General features: G+C 67.1%; 18 protein-coding genes. 11 read left to right on the top strand and 7 right to left on the bottom strand.

Translation table 11 applies throughout. The features are described from left to right. Positions 1-96: 96 nt before the first annotated feature. On the top strand, positions 97-2,199 hold the full coding sequence (locus G6N50_RS24520) for an LCP family protein (RefSeq protein ID WP_083093876.1): 2,103 nt from the start codon (positions 97-99) through the stop codon (positions 2,197-2,199). Positions 2,200-2,257: 58 nt separating this feature from the next. Then, positions 2,258-2,926 (top strand): phosphate signaling complex protein PhoU, encoded by a 669-nt coding sequence (gene phoU / locus G6N50_RS24515; protein ID WP_067829313.1) that lies wholly within the window; start codon positions 2,258-2,260, stop codon positions 2,924-2,926. Between the two features lie 26 nt (positions 2,927-2,952). Here the strand turns inward: phoU and pstB are convergent, their stop codons facing one another. The 6 genes from pstB to G6N50_RS24485 all read right to left on the bottom strand — a co-directional run bounded on the left by pstB (position 2,953) and on the right by G6N50_RS24485 (position 8,739). Further along, positions 2,953-3,729, bottom strand: coding sequence for a phosphate ABC transporter ATP-binding protein PstB (pstB, locus tag G6N50_RS24510; RefSeq protein WP_083093878.1), 777 nt, complete (start codon positions 3,727-3,729; stop codon positions 2,953-2,955). A 13-nt stretch (positions 3,730-3,742) separates the two neighbouring features. Next, positions 3,743-4,657, bottom strand: a complete 915-nt coding sequence (pstA, locus tag G6N50_RS24505) for a phosphate ABC transporter permease PstA (protein ID WP_083093880.1) — start codon at positions 4,655-4,657, stop codon at positions 3,743-3,745. Continuing rightward, a complete protein-coding gene (gene pstC / locus G6N50_RS24500; RefSeq protein ID WP_083093882.1) occupies positions 4,654-5,688 on the bottom strand; it encodes a phosphate ABC transporter permease subunit PstC in 1,035 nt (344 codons plus the stop codon). Before pstC ends, pstA begins: the two co-directional genes overlap by 4 nt. 51 nt (positions 5,689-5,739) lie before the next feature. Continuing rightward, positions 5,740-6,864, bottom strand: coding sequence for a phosphate ABC transporter substrate-binding protein PstS (gene pstS / locus G6N50_RS24495; RefSeq protein WP_083093884.1), 1,125 nt, complete (start codon positions 6,862-6,864; stop codon positions 5,740-5,742). Between the two features lie 166 nt (positions 6,865-7,030). Beyond that, positions 7,031-7,978: a mycothiol synthase gene (gene mshD / locus G6N50_RS24490; RefSeq protein ID WP_083093888.1), complete on the bottom strand. Its 948-nt coding sequence runs from the start codon at positions 7,976-7,978 to the stop codon at positions 7,031-7,033. Then, positions 7,975-8,739: a winged helix-turn-helix transcriptional regulator gene (locus tag G6N50_RS24485; protein WP_083093890.1), complete on the bottom strand. Its 765-nt coding sequence runs from the start codon at positions 8,737-8,739 to the stop codon at positions 7,975-7,977. The genes mshD and G6N50_RS24485 overlap by 4 nt, the downstream gene beginning before the upstream one ends. A gap of 177 nt (positions 8,740-8,916) precedes the next feature. On the opposite strand from G6N50_RS24485, the gene lmeA reads away from it, so the two are divergent. The 9 genes from lmeA to G6N50_RS24445 all read left to right on the top strand — a co-directional run bounded on the left by lmeA (position 8,917) and on the right by G6N50_RS24445 (position 16,959). Next, positions 8,917-9,729 carry a mannan chain length control protein LmeA gene (gene lmeA / locus G6N50_RS24480; protein WP_083093986.1) on the top strand — a complete coding sequence of 271 codons (813 nt, stop codon included), beginning with the start codon at positions 8,917-8,919 and terminating at the stop codon, positions 9,727-9,729. Next, complete coding sequence (locus tag G6N50_RS24475) at positions 9,726-10,145, top strand: thioredoxin family protein (protein WP_083093892.1); 420 nt, start codon at positions 9,726-9,728, stop codon at positions 10,143-10,145. The genes lmeA and G6N50_RS24475 overlap by 4 nt, the downstream gene beginning before the upstream one ends. 5 nt (positions 10,146-10,150) lie before the next feature. After that, on the top strand, positions 10,151-10,264 hold the full coding sequence (locus G6N50_RS30165; RefSeq protein WP_408632521.1) for an Ms5788A family Cys-rich leader peptide: 114 nt from the start codon (positions 10,151-10,153) through the stop codon (positions 10,262-10,264). Between the two features lie 104 nt (positions 10,265-10,368). Beyond that, positions 10,369-10,839 (top strand): DUF4395 domain-containing protein, encoded by a 471-nt coding sequence (locus G6N50_RS24470; RefSeq protein WP_083093894.1) that lies wholly within the window; start codon positions 10,369-10,371, stop codon positions 10,837-10,839. 32 nt (positions 10,840-10,871) lie between these two features. Continuing rightward, positions 10,872-11,705, top strand: coding sequence for a sulfurtransferase (locus G6N50_RS24465; protein ID WP_083093896.1), 834 nt, complete (start codon positions 10,872-10,874; stop codon positions 11,703-11,705). A gap of 1 nt (position 11,706) precedes the next feature. Continuing rightward, on the top strand, positions 11,707-12,009 hold the full coding sequence (locus G6N50_RS24460; RefSeq protein WP_066865523.1) for a DUF1416 domain-containing protein: 303 nt from the start codon (positions 11,707-11,709) through the stop codon (positions 12,007-12,009). 146 nt (positions 12,010-12,155) lie between these two features. Further along, on the top strand, positions 12,156-12,818 hold the full coding sequence (locus G6N50_RS24455) for an FABP family protein (protein WP_083093898.1): 663 nt from the start codon (positions 12,156-12,158) through the stop codon (positions 12,816-12,818). Positions 12,819-12,909: 91 nt separating this feature from the next. Continuing rightward, a complete protein-coding gene (locus G6N50_RS24450) occupies positions 12,910-15,285 on the top strand; it encodes a RyR domain-containing protein (RefSeq protein WP_083093901.1) in 2,376 nt (791 codons plus the stop codon). A 147-nt stretch (positions 15,286-15,432) separates the two neighbouring features. Further along, the gene (locus tag G6N50_RS24445; protein ID WP_142275459.1) at positions 15,433-16,959 is read left to right on the top strand and encodes a sensor domain-containing protein; all 1,527 of its coding nucleotides are present in this window, start codon (positions 15,433-15,435) and stop codon (positions 16,957-16,959) included. A gap of 243 nt (positions 16,960-17,202) precedes the next feature. On the opposite strand, the gene G6N50_RS24440 is transcribed toward G6N50_RS24445, so the two are convergent. Further along, a complete protein-coding gene (locus tag G6N50_RS24440; protein WP_083093987.1) occupies positions 17,203-18,072 on the bottom strand; it encodes an aminodeoxychorismate lyase in 870 nt (289 codons plus the stop codon). Positions 18,073-18,137 lie beyond the last annotated feature (65 nt).

The following is an 18,137-nucleotide window of genomic DNA, read 5'->3' as shown; positions in this document are numbered from 1 at the left end:
GTTGGCACGAGCCGCAGCGCCCACAATGCAGCGTTGCGCTGACATTACGCAGGGACACGCTGACGTCTGCAGCAGAGCTTCGGAGGCCGGTAGGACATGAGTGACGCCGAGAGCGACGCCACTCGTAATGGTCGGCACGGCCCGGGCGGGACGCACGCGCACCCGATCGCGCCGAATCCCGCGCCGTTGGGCGCGGCTCCCTGGGAGCGATTCTTCGAACCGCCCGCCGACGACGGCCTGCACCGATGGCAGCCCGAGGCCCCGATCGAGCGCATCGAGCCCGTAGAGCCCGTAGAGCCCGAGCAGGGCGGATGTCACACCGGCGGGGGCCTCAGCGTTGCCGATCTGATCGCCAAAATCGGTGCCCCCGCCCGGCCCGTTCACCATCGCGCCGCTCCCGAGGGTCCGGCGGACGAGCCGTACGAGGCCGACCGTTCGGACGTCGAGCCGTCTGGGGCGCAGCAGGCCTTGCCGATCGAGCTGCAGAAAACACAGGTGATCGACGACCTGGCCTACTCCCTGGACGCCGTCGCCGAGCTTCGCGCACTCGAGGCCGCGGACTATCCGAACGACGACGACCCGGACGACCCGGCCGCCGACTCCGTCGACACCGGTGAGGAGAAGCCCAACCGCCGGCGCCGTCCGCTGCTGGTGGCCGCGCGGTCGACGGCGGCCCTGGCTGCCGTGCTGGCCCTGACCATGACCGGCGGGGCGTGGCAATGGAGCACGTCGAAAAACGCCCGGCTGAATACGATCAGCGCGCTGGACCAGAACTCCAGCGACATCCGCGATCCGAGTGGACAGAACGGCGACGAGGACTTCTTGATCGTCGGTCTCGACTCGCGCTTGGGCGACAACGCCAACATGGGCGCCGGTACCACCGACGACGCCGACGGAGAACGCTCGGACACGGTCATGCTGGTCAACATCCCGGCGAACCGCAAACGCGTGGTGGCGGTGTCGTTCCCCCGCGACCTGGCGATCACCCCCATGCAATGCGAAGCGTGGAACCCACAAACCGGCAAGTACGGGCCCCTCTACGACCCGAAGACCAAGACGTACGGCCCGAAGACCATCTACACCGAGACCAAGCTGAACTCGGCGTTCGCGTTCGGCGGTCCGAAGTGTCTGGTCAAGGAAATCCAGAAGCTGTCCGGCTTGAGCATCAACCGCTTCATCGCCGTCGACTTCTCCGGCTTCGCGAAAATGGTCGACGCGCTCGGCGGGGTCGAGGTCTGCTCGAGCACGCCGCTGCACGACTACGAGCTGGGAACGGTCCTCGAACACGGCGGACGCCAGGTCCTCGACGGCTCCACCGCCTTGAACTACGTGCGGGCACGCCAGGTCACCACCGAGGTCAACGGCGATTACGGCCGGATCAAACGCCAGCAGTTGTTCTTGTCGTCACTGCTGCGGTCGTTGATCTCCGAAGACACGCTGCTGGACCCCAACAAGCTCAACAACGTCGTCAACATGTTCATCAGCGACACCGTCGTCGACAACGTGAAGTCCAAGGATCTGGTGCAACTCGGTCAGTCGTTGCAGGGCATGGCGGCCGGGCACGTCACGTTCGTCACCGTGCCCACCGGGGTGACCGACCAGAACGGCGACGAGCCACCGCGGATGGCCGACATGCGGGCGCTGTTCGATGCCGTCATCAACGATGATCCACTGCCCGAGGAAAACGACCAGAACGCACAGAATTTGAGTACGTCTCCGACGAAGGGCCCGTCGAAGGCGCCCACCACGAAGAAGTCGCCGGCGCCGGCGCCGGAAGCGCAACGTGAGCAGGTCACGACGACCTCGCCCGGCGGGGTGACGGTGCGGGTTTCCAATGCGACCACCCAGAGCGGTCTGGCGGCCACCGCGACAACACAGCTCAAGCGGGACGGCTTCAACGTGATGTCACCCGACGACTACCCGAGTTCGGTGGGCGCGACCACGGTGCTGTTCTCGCCCGGAAACGAAGAGGCCGCCGCCACCGTCGCGTCCTCGTTCGCCAATGCGAAAGTCCAGCGGGTTTCCGGCTACGGGCAGGTCGTGCAGGTGGTGTTGGGCCCCGACTTCAAGTCGGTCACCACTCCCTCGCCCAGCGGTTCGTCGATCAGCCTGCAAATAGAACGCGGCTCGAGCAACGCACCAGCCAAGCTGCCCGAGGACCTGACCGTCACCAACGCGGCCGACACCACCTGCGAGTAACCGCTTTTGACGGCGCTCCGCCGCCCGTTCGGGCCCGGAAGACCGTACGCTTGACGATATGCGGACCGCCTACCACGAGCAGCTCTCGGAGTTGTCGGAGCGTCTCGGCGAGATGTGCGGCTTGGCGGGAATCGCCATGGAGCGGGCCACCCAGGCTCTGCTGCAGGCCGACTTGGTGCTAGCCGAACAAGTCATCTCCGATCACGAAGCCATCGCCGCGCTCAGCGCGCGCGCCGAGGAAAGCGCCTTCGTACTGCTGGCATTACAGGCACCGGTGGCCGGTGACCTGCGGGCCATAGTGAGTGCCATCCAGATGGTGGCAGACATCGACCGGATGGGTGCGCTGGCGCTGCACGTCGCCAAGATCGCCCGCCGGCGCCATCCCCAGCACGCACTGCCCGAAGAGGTCAACGGCTACTTCGCCGAAATGGGCAGCATTGCAGTCGAATTGGGCAACAGCGCCCAAGAGGTGGTGTTGTCGCGCGACCCGGAGAAGGCCGCCCGGATTCGCGAAGAAGACGACGCCATGGACGATCTCCACCGGCATCTGTTCTCGGTGCTGATGGACCGGGAATGGAAGCACGGCGTCGCAGCCGCCGTCGACGTGACGTTGCTGGGCCGGTTTTACGAGCGCTTCGCAGACCACGCCGTCGAGGTGGCCCGCCGGGTCATTTTCCAGGCGACCGGCAAACTGCCCGAGGAAGACGCGAAACCCGCTTCGCAGTAAGGGAACACCGCGCCCGCGGCCCCCCGCTAGCCGAACCGGCCGGAAATGTAGTCCTCGGTCGCCTTCTGAGTCGGGTTGGAAAAGATCTTCTCGGTGTCGTCGACCTCGATCAGGCGCCCCGGTTTTCCGACCGCCTCCAGGTTGAAAAACGCCGTGTAATCGCTGACTCGGGCCGCCTGCTGCATGTTGTGGGTGACGATGACGATGGTGTAGTCCTGCTTCAATTCACTGATCAGCTCTTCGATGGCCATCGTCGAGATGGGGTCCAGCGCGGAACACGGCTCGTCCATGAGCAGCACATCGGGTTGCACGGCGATGGCCCGCGCGATGCACAGGCGCTGCTGCTGCCCGCCGGACAGTCCGCCGCCGGGCCGGTCCAACCGGTCCTTGACCTCATCCCACAGGTTTGCCCCGCGCAGCGAGTACTCTGCCGTCTCGTTGAGGACCTTGCGGTTGCGCACGCCCTGCAGCTTCAGGCCGGCCACCACGTTGTCGCGAATCGACATGGCGGGGAACGGGTTCGGGCGCTGGAACACCATCCCGATGGCCCGGCGGACGCCGACCGGGTCGACGCCTGGGCCATAGATGTCTTCGTCGTCGAGGAGCACGCTGCCCTCGACGCGCCCGTCGGGCACCACCTCGTGCATCCGGTTGAGCGTGCGCAGCACCGTTGTCTTGCCGCAACCCGACGGACCGATGAACGCCGTCACACTGCGGGGCAGAACCGACAGCGTCACATCCGCGACCGCGTGAAACGCGCCGTAATAGATGTTGACGGCCTTGAGGTCCAACCGTTTGGCCACTTAGTGCTCCTGCCTATGACTTCCTGGCGCCGAGGAATCTGGTTATCACTCGGGCCGCGATGTTAATGGTGGCGATCACCAGGATGAGGGTTAGTGCGGCACCCCACAACCGGTCCGTCGGGATGGGGTTGAGGCTTGCGCCCGCCGACGTCTGATTGAACATCATGCCAGGTAGCGTGCCCATGAAGCCGCTGAAGATGTCAAAGTTCATCGACTGTGCATAACCCACGAGGATCAGCAGCGGCGCCGTCTCCCCCATCACCCTGGCCATCGCCAGCAGTATCCCGGTGACGATGCCGGATAGCCCGGTGGGGATGACCACCCGGGTGATGGTCTTCCACTTGGTGATGCCCAGCGCGTAACTGGCCTCGCGAAGATCCACCGGCACGATCCGCAGCATTTCCTCGGTGGCGCGCACGATCACCGGCAGCATCAACAAGACCAGCGCCAGCGACACCGCGAACTGCGACCGTGGAAGACCCAGCGTGGCCACGCACAGCGCATAGATGAACAGCGCCGCCACGATCGATGGCACTCCGCTCAGGATGTCGACCATGAAGGAGGCCAGCCTGCCCAACGCGGTGCCGCCACCGTATTCGACCAGATAGATCGCGACCATGAGGCCAAGCGGGATCGAGATGACGGCGCATACCAGTCCCTGCAGCACGGTGCCGACCAGCGCGTGGTAGGCGCCGCCCCCGGTCACGAATGCCGTCATCCCCGCCTGCGAGTGCGACCACCACACCGTCGACGCGATCGCCTTGAATCCCTTGGCGACCACCGACCACAGCACCATCACCAACGGAGTCACAGCGATAAGCAACGACAGCGAAACCAGTCCGGTGGCAACGCAATTCGTGACGCGGCGGCGGCGGCTGAGCGGTGAGAAAGTCCGCGACTTGAGTGGGCGGTCCAGCATCGACGTCATCGGACGCCCTTTCGGCCCGTCCCGGCGACGGCTCCCCGGGCCATGGCGTCGACCACGAAGGTGACCACGAAGAGCGTCAGCCCGGCGGCGATGTACGCGCCGGCTTGGTACGGATCGTTGAATTGGGCCGCGGCCCCGGCGATCTTGGTAGCGAAGGTCGAGCCGCCGTCGAACAGCGACCAGCCGAACGCCGACTGGGTGCCCCGCAAGATGATCAAAAGCGCGACCGTCTCGCCCAGGGCGCGGCCCAGCCCCAGCATCGAGCCGCTGACATACCCCGACCGGCCGAACGGCAGCGTAACGGTCTTGACAACTTCCCAACGGGTGGCGCCGAGCGCCAGCACGGCCTCGATCTGATCCTGCGGTGTCTGGACGAACACCTCCCGGGTGACCGCGGTGATGATTGGCAGAATCATCACCGCCAGGACGATCCCGCCGGTGAAGATGGTGCCGCCACCAGCGGCCGACGCGTTGCCACTGGCGAACAGGAAACACCAGCCCAGGGACCGGTTGAGCCAGATGGCGACAGGGCGCAGCTGCGGGGCCAACACGTACAGGCCCCACGCCCCGTAGATGATCGACGGGACCGCGGCCAGCAGGTCGACCGAATACGCCAGCGGTGTGGCCACCCGCCTCGGTGCGTACTGGGTGATGAAGACGGCCACGCCCAGCGCGACCGGCATAGCCAGCGTCAGCGCGAACAGCGACACGAACACAGTGACCGGCAGCAGGCTGGCAATCCCGAAGTGCATCGCCGAGGTGTTGGTGGTGACCCAGTTGCCGCCGTAGCTGAAGAAGTTCTCGCGATTGCGCTGCAGCGCCGGTATCGCGCGGCCCAGCAGGAAGGCCGCGATCGCGGCGATCACCACGACGATGAACACTCCCGACGACTGCGCGAGCCAGCGAAATATCCGGTCCGCGACATGCGGTCGCCCCTGCCCCCAGGGGCTGGTGGGTGTTGCCGGCGACCCCGGGAACGGCGCGGCGACCACCGCACCCGAACCCGCGTCGGTGGGATTCGGCGTTGTCACTGGGATCCCGCCACAGTTCTGCTGTCGCTCCTTGACACCCGATTCAATTCGTTACTGCAACGCATTGATCGCGCTGACCAGTCGCTCCCTGACCTTATCGGGCAGCGGCACGTAGCCGGCCGAGGAAAGCTCGCCCTGCGCGTTGTTAGCGGCTACGGCGAGGAACGATTTGATGGCCGCCGAGGTCTGCGCGTCGTAACCCTTGGAGCACACGATCTCGTAGGTGACCAGCACCAACGGGTAGACGTCCGGCTCCTCGGAGCTGTACATGGCCTTGAGGTCGAGCACCAAGTCGTCGCCCTCGGCGAGGAATGTTGCCGCCTTTACGGCGTTTCCGGCCGTGTCGTTGGTCAGCGGAATCACGCCCCCGCGGGTCGCGATCTTCGCGTAGGGCATGGCGGCCTGGTCGGCGAAGCCCTTCTCGACGTAGCCCACGCTGCCCGGGGTGGCGCGCACCGCCTGAACGACGCCGGCCGACTTCTCGGCACCCTCGCCGACGCCCCCCTGGAATTCCGTCCCGACTCCTTTGGCCCAACTCTGCGGCGCGGCGGCGGTCAGATACTTCTGCACGTTGTCGGTGGTTCCCGACGAGTCGGTGCGGTAGATCGGGGTGATCTTGGTGTCGGGTAGCGCCGCACCCGGGTTCAGGGCCGCCAGGATCGGGTCGTTCCACCGGGTTATCTTGCCGCTGAAGATCTTGGCCAGGGCATCGCTGTTGAGCACCAGGGCCGGATTTCCGGGCAGGTTGTAGGCGATCGCGATCGGCCCGAAGACCAGCGGCAAGTCCCACGCCGGGTTCCCGTCGCAGCGTTTGGCGGCCGGGCCGATCTGGTCCGCGACCAAGGGGGAGTCCGCGCCGGCGAAATCGACGTGTCCGGCGATGAATTGCTCGCGGCCGGCGCCCGACCCGGTCGGGTTGTAGGCCAGAGCCTTGCCCGGGCAGTACTGGCCCCAGACCCGGTTGAACACCGTGATCGCGTTCTCCTGCGCGGTGGAACCCTCCGCCGTCAGCTTGTCCTTGCCGCCACACCCCGCCGTTCCGGTGGCCGCGGAGACGCTGGGCGGCGCGGGCCCGCGGCGGTTCTCGTCGCTACCGCAGGCAGTCAGCGTGCCGGCGCCCAGTGTTGTTGCCAACGCCACGGCGGCTAGCGCCCTGCCCTGCCTGTCGAGCCTCACCGATCTCGCTTTCTTGACGCGTCGCGAACGCATGTGGGCGCCGCCGGCCTCTCCTCCTGTGAGGTTGCCAAGTCCGGGCGAAAGTATGCGCCGACGCGGCCCACAGCCACGTCGTTGTGGCCACGACCAGATTAACGACCTGGTTGAATACGCCTCGTACCCGCGGTCAGTTAACCCGGGGAACAGCCGCATATGCGGTGTCGACGCTGTAGGTGGAAAAACCCAAGCGCTGGTAGGTGCGCACGGCGACGACGTTGTCGGACTCCACGTAAAGCATCACGGTGGGTTCGGCGGCGCCGGCCAGGCGCCGCCCCAACCAGTCGATCCCGATGGCGGTCAACGCCTGCCCGAGGCCACGCCCCTGCGCGGACGGGTCGACGCCCACCACGTACACCTCGCCGAGGCCGGGCCGATCGAGGTGCACCTTGGTCCAGTGAAAGCCCAGCAGCGTGCCGGCTTGATCGCCACCGGAGTCGTCGAACGCGAGAAACAGGCCCGCAGGGTCGAACCACGGTTCGTTGCGCCGATCCGCCAGTTCGACGTCCGTCCAGCCGCCCTGTTCGGGATGGTGGGCGAACGCGGCATTGTTGACCCGCAGCAGCTCGGCGTCGTCGGCCGTGCCCGCGTAGGTGCGAATTTCCACCCCGGGCACCGCGGGCACGGTGTCGGGCAGACCGCGCAGCGAGCGTCGCATCTGCATGAGTTCGCGCACGGGGGCCAGGCCCAGCGCCGACGCGGTCGCGCGGGCCGGCTCGAGCGTCCCGTGCGCCCAGAACCGGTTGCCTGCACCGGTTCTGGCCAGCGCCGCGCGCGCCAGTGTGGACCCGATGCCGCGCCGACGAGCCTGCGGGTGTACCACGAGCTCGGCCATCCCGGTCTCCCCGTCGCGCGGTGGGCTCAGATTGAGGTAACCGATGATTGCGTCGGTGGCCGTCGTGGCGCCGGACGCGGAATTCGTGATCAGCAGATGCTCGGTGCGGTCATGCCCGAGCTCGCGCAGTACCTGTTCGCCGACAGGGGCTACGCCATCGAATTCGGTTGCCGCACCGATAAGTTCGCGTACACCCTGCTGCTCTTCGACGGTCAGCGTCCGGCGCCAGTCAAGCGAAGTCACTGCGTGTGCAACGGATCGACCAGCGGATCTTGGACGTCCTGCGCGTCGGATTCGGATTCGGCGCCGTCGGGTTCGGCAACCGGCGCGCGGCCGCGCGCGGGCCGCACCGCCTTGTAACCGACGTTGCGTACCGTGCCGATCAGGGCCTCGTACTCGGGACCGAGCTTGGCCCGCAGACGACGAACGTGCACGTCGACGGTGCGAGTGCCGCCGAAGAAGTCGTACCCCCACACCTCGTGCAGCAGCTGCGCGCGCGTGAAGACCCGCCCGGCATGCTGGGCCAGGTATTTGAGCAATTCGAATTCTTTGTAGGTGAGATCCAGCGGGCGACCCCGCAGCCGGGCGGTGTAGGTGCCTTCGTCGATCACCAACTCGCCCAGGCTCACCTTGCCGGCACTCTCCTGGTCCGCCAGCCCGCCGCGACGGCCGACCACCAGCCGCAGCCGGGCGTCGACCTCGGCGGGCCCGGTGGTGGGCAGCAGGATCTCGTCCAGACCCCAGTCCGGGCTGACGGCCACCAGGCCGCCCTCGCTCACCACGGCCAGCACCGGAACCGACCGGCCGGCCGTGCTCAGCAGGCGGCACAGGCCACGCGCCGACGACAAATCGGTGCGCGCGTCGACGATCACCGCATCCGCGGTTCCGGCCTCGAGCAGCGAAGCGGGTTCTGGCGGCGCCGTCCGGACGGTGTGCGGAAGCAGGGACAACGACGGCAAGACCGGGTCGGGATGAAGCTCCGAGGTCAGCAGTAGTAGCTCCAACTAGCCCCTCCAGCTCGGGGGAACGCCATCTCCCAAATTCACAACGCCATTAAGCGTTAGTTACCAGGTCACCTAACGATAACGTGTCACCTGGTTTTTTCGCGTGGCAGACAGACCAGTGTGAGCCCCGCCACGACCGATCCGGCGGCGACGGACTCCTGGGCGTTAGGCCACAATGTGCGGGTGCGCAAGGTGCTGACTGCTGTGACCGCGACGGCGATCCTGGTTGCGGTCCTGGCCCTGGGCGCGATTGGTTTCGACTACGGGACCAGCATCTATGCCGAATACCGGCTGTCGTCAAGTGTCCGGAAAGCGGCCAAGCTCGGCACCGATCCGTTCGTGGCCATCGTGGCCTTCCCCTTCCTTCCGCAGGCGATGCGGGGCAACTACAGCCAGGTGGAGATCAAGGCCAACGCCGTCGACCACGCGATGACCGGCCGGGCCACCCTGGAGGCCACGATGTACGCGGTGGACCTGGCCCAGGCATCGTGGCTGATCAGCCCGGATGCAAAGCTCGCGGTGGGCAGGCTGGAGAGCCGGATCATCGTCGACTCGACGCACCTGGGCCGGTTCATGGGCGTCAGCGACCTGATGGTGGAGGCACCGCCCAAGGAAACCAACACCTCCACCGGCGGCGTCACCGCATCGGGCATCTCGGACAGCCACGGGCTGGTGTTCACCGGGACACCCAGATCGGCGGGCTTCGATCGCCGGGTCAGCGTCTCGGTTGACCTCTCGATCGCCCCGGATGACCCGGCGACGCTGGTTTTCACCCCGACCGGCGTCCTCACCGGATCCGACACCGCCAACCAGACCGTGCCGGCGGACAAGCACGACGCCGTGCTGCACGCCTTCAGCGGACGGCTGCCCAACCAACGGCTGCCCTTCGGTGTCGCACCGACCACCGAGGGGGCGCGGGGATCCGACGTGATCATCGAGGGCATCACCCATGGAGTAACCGTGACCCTCGAGGCGTTCAAGCAGTCATGACCGTCATCGTCGTGACCGTCGCGGTGCTCGCCGCCGCAACCCTGGCCGGGTGGTTGCTGACCCGTCGCTCCGGAAGCATCCGGGAAATCGATTCGCGGCCGGACCGCGACACCGACGCCGACATCGCGGCGCTGGGGCTCTCCGACACCGGGCCGACCGTGGTTCATTTCAGCGCCCCCTGGTGCGGACCATGTGATCGGGTCCGCCGGGTCATCGAACAGGTCTGCGACGACCTGGGCGATGTGGCCCACGTCGAGGTCGACCTCGACGCCAATCCGGAGACCGCACGCCGGTATTCGGTCCTGTCCCTGCCCACCACGTTGATCTTCGACCTCGACGGTCGGCAGCGATACCGCACCTCCGGAGTGCCCAGCGCCGCCGACCTGCGGTCCGCGCTGAAACCGCTGTTGGCTTGACCACCGTGTCATTGGGTAAGCTGACCGACGTGTCAGCCCGCCTCGAGCCCATGCTCACCCAGCGCCGCGCAGTTGACCTGTGCCGCACCGCGGGCTGTTGTTGTTGCTGTTGCTGCTGAGTAGCCGCGCTTTCGCGTAGCACTCGGAGCGGCCCGGATCCACACCGTGGCACGTCTCCATTCGTCATTTCCGTCAGCAAACAGGGGCATCGAGGAGCAGTACCTTGCCAAGCAGCAACACCATCACGCAGCCCGACCTGGTCGATGTGCGTGGACCGCGATTCGCCGCCTGGGTCACCACCGCAGTCTTGGTGTTGGCCCTTGTCGTGTCGGCGGCAAGTCCGCCGGCCGCGGCGGTGATCCTGGTCGTCCAGGCCGTCATCTTCGCCATCGGCGCGGCCGGTGGCCCGCGCAAGCATCCGTACGGCCGGATATTCGCAACCGTCGTCGCGCCCCGGCTGGGCCCGGTGCAGGATCGCGAACCGACCGCACCGCTGAAGTTCGCCCAACTCGTCGGCCTGATCTTCGCCCTGCTGGGAACGGCCGGCTTCGCCGCCGGCGCCGTCCTGGCCGGCGTCATCGCCACCGCGGCCGCCCTGGCGGCCGCGTTTCTCAATGCGGCCTTCGGCATCTGCCTGGGTTGCCAGCTCTACCCGCTGGTGGCCCGTTTCCGGCGCCCCGCGCGTACCACCTGACCTGCTGTAACAAAAGCGAAAGGATCCACTCCATGGCACGCTCCGACGTCCTGGTCTCCACCGACTGGGCTGAGAGCAATCTCGACGCCTCGGGCGTCGTCTTCGTCGAAGTCGACGAGGACACCAGCGCCTACGACGCCGGCCACATCCCCGGCGCGATCAAGCTGGACTGGCGCTCCGATCTGCAGGACCCGGTCAAACGCGACTTCGTCGACGCCCAGCAGTTCTCGAAACTGCTCAGCGAGCGGGGTATCGCCAATGACGACACCGTGATCCTCTACGGCGGGAACAACAACTGGTTCGCCGCCTACGCGTACTGGTATTTCAAGCTGTACGGCCACGACAAGGTCAAGCTGCTCGACGGCGGCCGCAAAAAGTGGGAGCTCGACGGTCGCGCGCTGTCCAGCGACCCCGTCAGCAGGCCGGCGACGTCGTACACCGCCGCCGCACCGGACAACAGCATCCGGGCGTTCCGCGACGACGTCATCGCGGCCATTAACGTCAAGAACCTGGTTGACGTGCGCTCCCCCGACGAGTTCTCCGGCAAGATCCTGGCGCCGGCGCACCTGCCGCAGGAGCAGAGCCAGCGGCCCGGCCACATCCCCGGCGCCATCAACGTGCCGTGGAGCAGGGCCGCCAATGAGGATGGCACCTTCAAGTCCGACGACGAGCTCGCCAAGCTCTACGCCGACGCAGGCCTCGACGGCAAGAAGGAAACGATCGCCTACTGCCGCATCGGCGAGCGTTCGTCGCACACCTGGTTCGTTCTTTATGAATTGCTCGGGCATCGGAATGTGAAGAACTACGACGGCAGTTGGACGGAATACGGCTCCCTGGTGGGTGCCCCGATCGAGTTGGGAAGCTGATATGTGCTCTGCACCGAAACAAGGAGTGACGTTGCCCGCCAGCGTCGACCTGGAAAAGGAAACGGTGATCACCGGCCGCGTCGTGGACGGCGACGGTCAGGCGGTGGGTGGCGCGTTCGTCCGCCTGCTGGACTCCTCGGACGAGTTCACCGCCGAGGTGGTGGCGTCGGCCACCGGTGACTTCCGGTTCTTCGCAGCTCCGGGATCCTGGACCCTGCGCGCGCTGTCCAAGGCCGGTAATGGTGACGCCGTGGTGGCGCCGTCGGGTGCCGGCATCCACGAGGTCGACGTCAAGATCGCCTGACCCACCAGCCGCCCCCGACGGGGACGCCGCGGGACTAATAGACTTGTCGCCGTGGTGTTGTTCTTCGAAATCATGCTGGTGGTGTCGGTCGTGGTGATCTCATGGTTCGCCCTGTACACCCTCTACCGGCTCATCACCGACGAGTCGTGACCCACTCCGGCGACGACCCATTGAGCTCCGCTAGCTCCGGCGACCGGGCGGTGGCCGCCGCCGCTGAACGCGCCAAGCTGACCGCCGGGCGCAACGTCCCCTCCTACGATGACCTGCCCTTGCCCGCCGACACCGCCAACCTGCGCGAGGGCGCCGATCTGAGCGATACCTTGCTGGCGCTGCTGCCGCTGGTCGGCGTCTGGCGCGGCGAAGGCGAGGGCCGTGGACATGACGGGGACTACCGGTTCGGCCAGCAGATCGTGGTCTCGCACGACGGCGGCGACTACCTGAACTGGGAAGCCCGCTCCTGGCGGCTCAGCGAGGAGGGCGACTACGAAGAGCGGGGCTTGCGCGAGAGCGGTTTCTGGCGCTTCGTCAACGATCCGGACGACCCCGGCGAATCCAACGCGATCGAACTGCTGTTGGCACATTCGGCGGGCTACGTCGAACTGTTCTACGGCCGCCCTCTGACCCAGTCGTCATGGGAGCTGGTCACCGATGCGCTGGCCCGCAGTAGGTCGGGTGTGCTGGTCGGCGGCGCCAAACGCCTCTACGGCATCGTCGAAGGCGGCGATCTGGCCTACGTCGAGGAGCGCGTGGACGCCGACGGCGGTCTGGTCCCCCATCTATCGGCGCGGCTGTCCCGGTTCGCCGGTTAGCAACCGGCCCGCGGCCGACTTTTCTGCGTGTACTGTTCGACGTCCGAGCGTCCGATGGTCGACGATATGCCCGGGAAGGGAGGTCGGTCGGATGCGTCCCACGCGGTCACCCTCGCGCCTTCTGCACCGGGCGGTCAGCGCGACCGGCCTGCTGCTGATCCTTTATCTGGCCGTCCTGGATTTGCAGCCCGCGGTCCTCGACGCGCTGCCGCCGTCGCTCAATTGGTTCGGCCGGCCGGGATCGATGCCGACACTGGCGATCGTGGTCACCGTGCTGATCGCGGCCTGCGTGCTGACCTTCCGCTCGGACAGCAGCCACCGGGTGGTGGGGGTTTCGTTCACCGTGATCGCTGCGCTCGTCAGCATGGGCGCGGTGCTGGGCCTCACCTCCTATTGGGGATGCCACGACGCCAACCATCCGGCCTTCTTCACCCCGCTGATGGCGACGGCCAGTCTGGTCAAGGGCGGCACCGGCGACTTCTCGGTGAGCGGGCGAACCTGCCCCAACCCCACGCCGGTCGGGCTCGAACTGGCCCGGATCGCAGCGCTGGCGGCGATTTTCACCGGACTGGGCGGCGTGGTCGTCGGCGTGTTCCGGTCCCAGGTGGATCGCCTGCGAGCCAACCTGGCCGACTCCGTCACGGCCATCGTCGGTGTCGACGCTGACACCCAATCGATGATCAGCGCGGTCGCACGGACCCTGGACCGCCGCACCACGCTGGTCGTCATCACCGGCGCCAGCGACGACCGGGTGGCACGGGCCCGCAGGCAGGGTGCCCGGGTGGTGTTGGTGGACTTCAACACCCCGTCCACGCTGGTTTCACTTCGGCTGTGGCGCAACCTTTCCCGTCTTTACCTGATGGCACCCGACCCGGCGATCAACCTGCTGTGGCTCGACCTGATCAGCCACCGGCTCGCCGAGGTCGCCCACAAGCGGCGGTTGCCCCTCATCGTGCGCATGGACGACCCGTGGCTAGCTCAGGCGTGGCGCGCCCAGCAGTTCGGCGGATCCGACACCCGGTGGGCGGCCGACGTCGTCGGCAAATACGAGGTGACCGCCGGCAGGCTCCTCGATGCCATCGGCGCGACTCATCGAACGCAGCGCGTATTTGTCTGCGGCACATCTCAATTGACTCTTGCGCTGTGCGCCAATCTGACCCAGCGCGCCCTGGAGCGCGACTTCTACACCCCACCCGACGCGGTCCCGTTGCCCGCGCTCACCCTCGTCGAACGCGACGCCGAGGATTACCTGGCCGATCACGAGTTCTACCGGCAGCAGGCGGGATTCATGTCGGACGGACCGGCCATCGACGCGGTGGCGGAGGCGCCGACCGTACCGGCCATGCTGAAGTTGATCGGCGAGGCCGACCCCGCCACGTGCGCGGTGATCTTCGTGGACGCCCACGCCGCGACGACGGCCGCCCGACTTGCCGCCCGGTTCCCCGAAATGCCCATCCACGCTTCGGATCTCAACACCAGCATCAGTGACGACTCGATCCGGGTAGTCGGCCGGCTGCAGTCCTACTCGCTGGTGCTCGACACCCAGGAGGGCCAGGTACAGGACGCCTGGGAGCGCGCGGCACGGCTGATCCACGAGCGCTACGTCTCGACGATCGACCCGGCGGCGCCGCGGTCGGCGGCCGCACTGCCGTGGGCCGAGCTCAACGAGTTCTACCGCGGGTCCAACCGCCGACAGGTGCGCAACGCGCTGTGGATGGTGGAACAGATTGCCGGACATACCTGGAATACCTGGGGCAGTCCGCCGGCTCAGCTGTCCGGACGCGACATGGCGGGATTGGCGCCGTTGCAACAGCTGGCGTTGATGGGCTTCGATGACGACGCGGCGATGAGCATGGCCAAAGCGGAGCACGAGGACTGGTGTCGCTACTACCGCCGCAACGGCTGGAAGTACGGTTCGCCGCGCGACGACTCGCGCAAGATCCACGACAAACTGGTCGACTGGTCGACGGTCGAGACCAACCCGGATCTGCTCAACGCCGCGGTCCGCAGTCTGGCCGGCACCTTGTGGAGCCTGCGGCAGCTGGGCTTTCGCTCACGCCCACTGTGGCAATCCTTTTCCCGGGTGGGGACGGTCAGCGCGGAGCAGCGCAGCGCCGGCTGGACGTGGACGTCGGATTCGGGTCACACCATGCGCGCCGAGGCCGGCGATTGGGCGATCACCGAAGACGGCAAGCTCTGGTCGGTGCGCGACGACATCTTCCGCGACACCTACGAACCCGCCGGCGATGGCCGGTGGCGACGCAAGGGACGGGTGCAAGCCCGCCCGGCCCAGCCCGGCGAGACCATCGACACCCTCGAGGGACCCACGATCGCGGCCGACGGCGACTGGGTGGTACGCGGGCGGGCGGGCGAGCAATGGCCGGTCCCCGGTGCGGAATTCGCGCGCCGCTACGCCGAAGTCCGCCCGTCCGAAGAAGCCCGAGTTCTCGACGCCTCCGACGGTTAGGTTTCGACCGCCAGCAACCCAAATGGCAGTGAATTTGCGCCTTCTGATAGGGCCCAACACTGATACGGTATCGGCGCACGTGCAATAGCCGCCGCATCCGGGGCTTTCGCCCGAGTGAGTTCGCTCCATCTCACCAAGGAGACTTCGATGGCGCTGTTCATCAGCTACTCGAGCCAAGACCGGGCGACGGTCGATGCCCTGACGAGCGCCCTTCGGCGCGGACAGCAGCAGGTTTGGTTCGACCAGGAACTCGGCGGCGGCGAATCGTGGTGGAACAAGATCTTGGAGCAGATCCGCTCGTGCGACGTGTTCATCGTCGCGCTGTCGAACAACTGGCTGCAGTCCAAACCCAGTCAAGCCGAGTTGCGCTACGCGCGGGCCCTGAACCGGCCGATCCTTCCGGTCCGCATCGGCGACGTCGACAGCATGCGCGTGAATCCCCTTGCCGCATTGCAGATCATCGACTACCGCGAGCCGACCGTCGACGCCGGCATCCAACTGGTCACCGCGGTGCACGCCCTGCAGGGCAAGCCGGTGCCGTTGCCCGACCCGCTGCCCGAAGACCCGCCGGTGCCGTTCGGGTACATCACCCGGCTGGGCAACATCCTCGCCGAAAAGGAGCTGAGCCCCCAGCAGCAGACACAACTGCTCATCGAACTCCGGTCGGGCCTCGACGAGGACGGCGAAGACCCCAGCGCTCGCGGCGATATCGGCCAGCTGCTGCGCATGCTGCGCCTGCGCCACGACGTCACGTACCGCACCCGAACCGAAATCGACAACGTGCTGGCCGAAATCGAGGCCAAGAACAACGCGGGGGGCAGCCCGGCGGCCGCTGCGTCGACACAGTCCACGCCAACCGTCGCGAAGGCGCCGGCTGGCGCGGCACCGGCCGGCGGACCGTCGACCAAGGCCCCCGTCCCACCCGCGGCGGGCGGCGGATCCAACAAGTGGCTGCTGGTCATCGGCGGCACCGCCGTCGCCGTGATCGCGGTGATCGCGATCGTCGTCGTGCTGGCGATGCAGGGCGGCAAGACCAAAGCGCCCAAGGCGGGCTCGAATTCGGCGCCGGCCGCCGGCGCGGGGCCGACGGCGACCAACGGATCTAATACGTCGAAGCTGGACTCTTATCTGCTTGGGCCCGCCGAGATCGGTCCCATCATCGGCGACCAGGACCTGGTGGTCTCCGAGAAGGCCGGACAGCTGCGCAACCTGCGGGCAACGCTGTCCAACCCGAACTGCAAAAACGCCTGGGAGCCCATCGAAAGCTCGAACTATCAGAACGCCGACGGCTACACCGCCGTCAGTGGGCAGGCCGTGCACACCGCCGGCGAAAGCCCGCCGCACCGTGTGTACGAAGCCGTCGCGGCGTTCTCGTCGCCCGAGAAGGCCGCCGCGTTCGTGCAGGCGACGGTCGACAAATGGAAGGCGTGCGCGGGGCAGTCGATCACGATGAGCTTCAACGGCAAGTCGTATGGCTGGACATTCGGTGACGTCACCGGAGCTCCGCCGAAGATCTACCAGCAGCGAACCCAAGCGGACGGAACCCGGGTCTGCCATCACGCGCTGCACGCGGCGTCCAACGTGGTCGTCGACTTGTTGGTGTGCGGCCCGGACGCCGGCACCGGTCAGGCCGGCAAGATCGCCGGGGACATCGCCGCGAGGGTGAACCAGTAACCGCTCCAGACATGGAGCGGCCCCCGAGCCGTGTTCCTGGTTGGACAAAAACCGGAAGCTCGGGGGCCGGGTGACTGCGGGGAATTCGCTAGCGCACGTGTGACGCCAGCTCTTCCGAGCAGGTGCTGCTAGCGCGCAGCCACCTCACATGTCCATGAAGCTATCAATTTCGCGGACCACCTCCTTCCTTGTGTACGGCCGACCGTACCCGCGAATCGGCCAGCCGACAACAGAATTCAGCGCTCAGCGATCGCTGACGATGGCGGCGTCGATCAGTTCGGCGAATTCCGCGGCCATCGGGGACGTTTGCAGTGGGCGGCCGTCGAGTGTGTGCACGCGGGCCGCCAAGGTCATGCTGGAGATCAGCCAAACACCTTGGGCGGCATCCAGATCCGCGACGCGCAGCGCCCGGTAGTCGCAGTCGTACCCCTTGTCCCTGGCCACCTCGAAGAGGGCTTGCTGGGTGGTGCCGCGCAGGATCGGGTACCACGGCGGCGGTGTCAGCAGGCACGGCTGACCGTCCGGAGTCTCGGCGGCGGTGGCGATCACCACGGTCGAGCGGGGCCCTTCCAGGATGTAGCCGTCCGTGCTGACGAAGATCACGTCGCCGGCGTCTCGGCGGGCGGCATGGCGCAGGGCGGCCATGTTGACCGCGTACGACAGGGTCTTGGCGCCGGCCAACAGCCACGGCATCGCGTCGACACCGGTGGCGGGCAGCCCGCGGTCGAGCGTGATCGCCGCCAGCCCGCCACGCCGGACCGCCGTCACCCGTTCGGGAACGGGGTTGACCATGACGTAGGCCGTCGGCACCGAACCACCCTCGCGGCCGCGGCTGTAGATCAACCGCATCGCGCCCTCGTCGGCGTTGCCCGCGCACCACTGTCGGGTGGCTACCTCGATCGCGCTTCGCCAGCGCGGCAGATCCGGCGCGGGCAGATCGGTCATCGCGGACGACTGGGTCAGCCGCTGCAGATGCGACTCGATCAGACAGGCCCGGCCGTCGCGGACCAACAGCGTCTCGAAGACGCCGTCGCCGCGGACCGCCGCCAGGTCGTCGGCGTGCAGCAGCGGCGCATCCGGCGAATGTATTTCGCCGTCCAGCGTGACAATCACTCCCGTCCGGCCGGCCATGGTCGAGAAGCCTATCCAATGAGGTCGATCTCACGACCGCGAGCGGG

It is taken from the genome of Mycobacterium mantenii, assembly GCF_010731775.1.
In the GTDB taxonomy this organism is placed as follows: domain Bacteria; phylum Actinomycetota; class Actinomycetes; order Mycobacteriales; family Mycobacteriaceae; genus Mycobacterium; species Mycobacterium mantenii.
The sequence above is the reverse complement of the archived record's forward strand: the minus strand, read 5'-3'. Positions and strand labels throughout refer to the sequence as shown.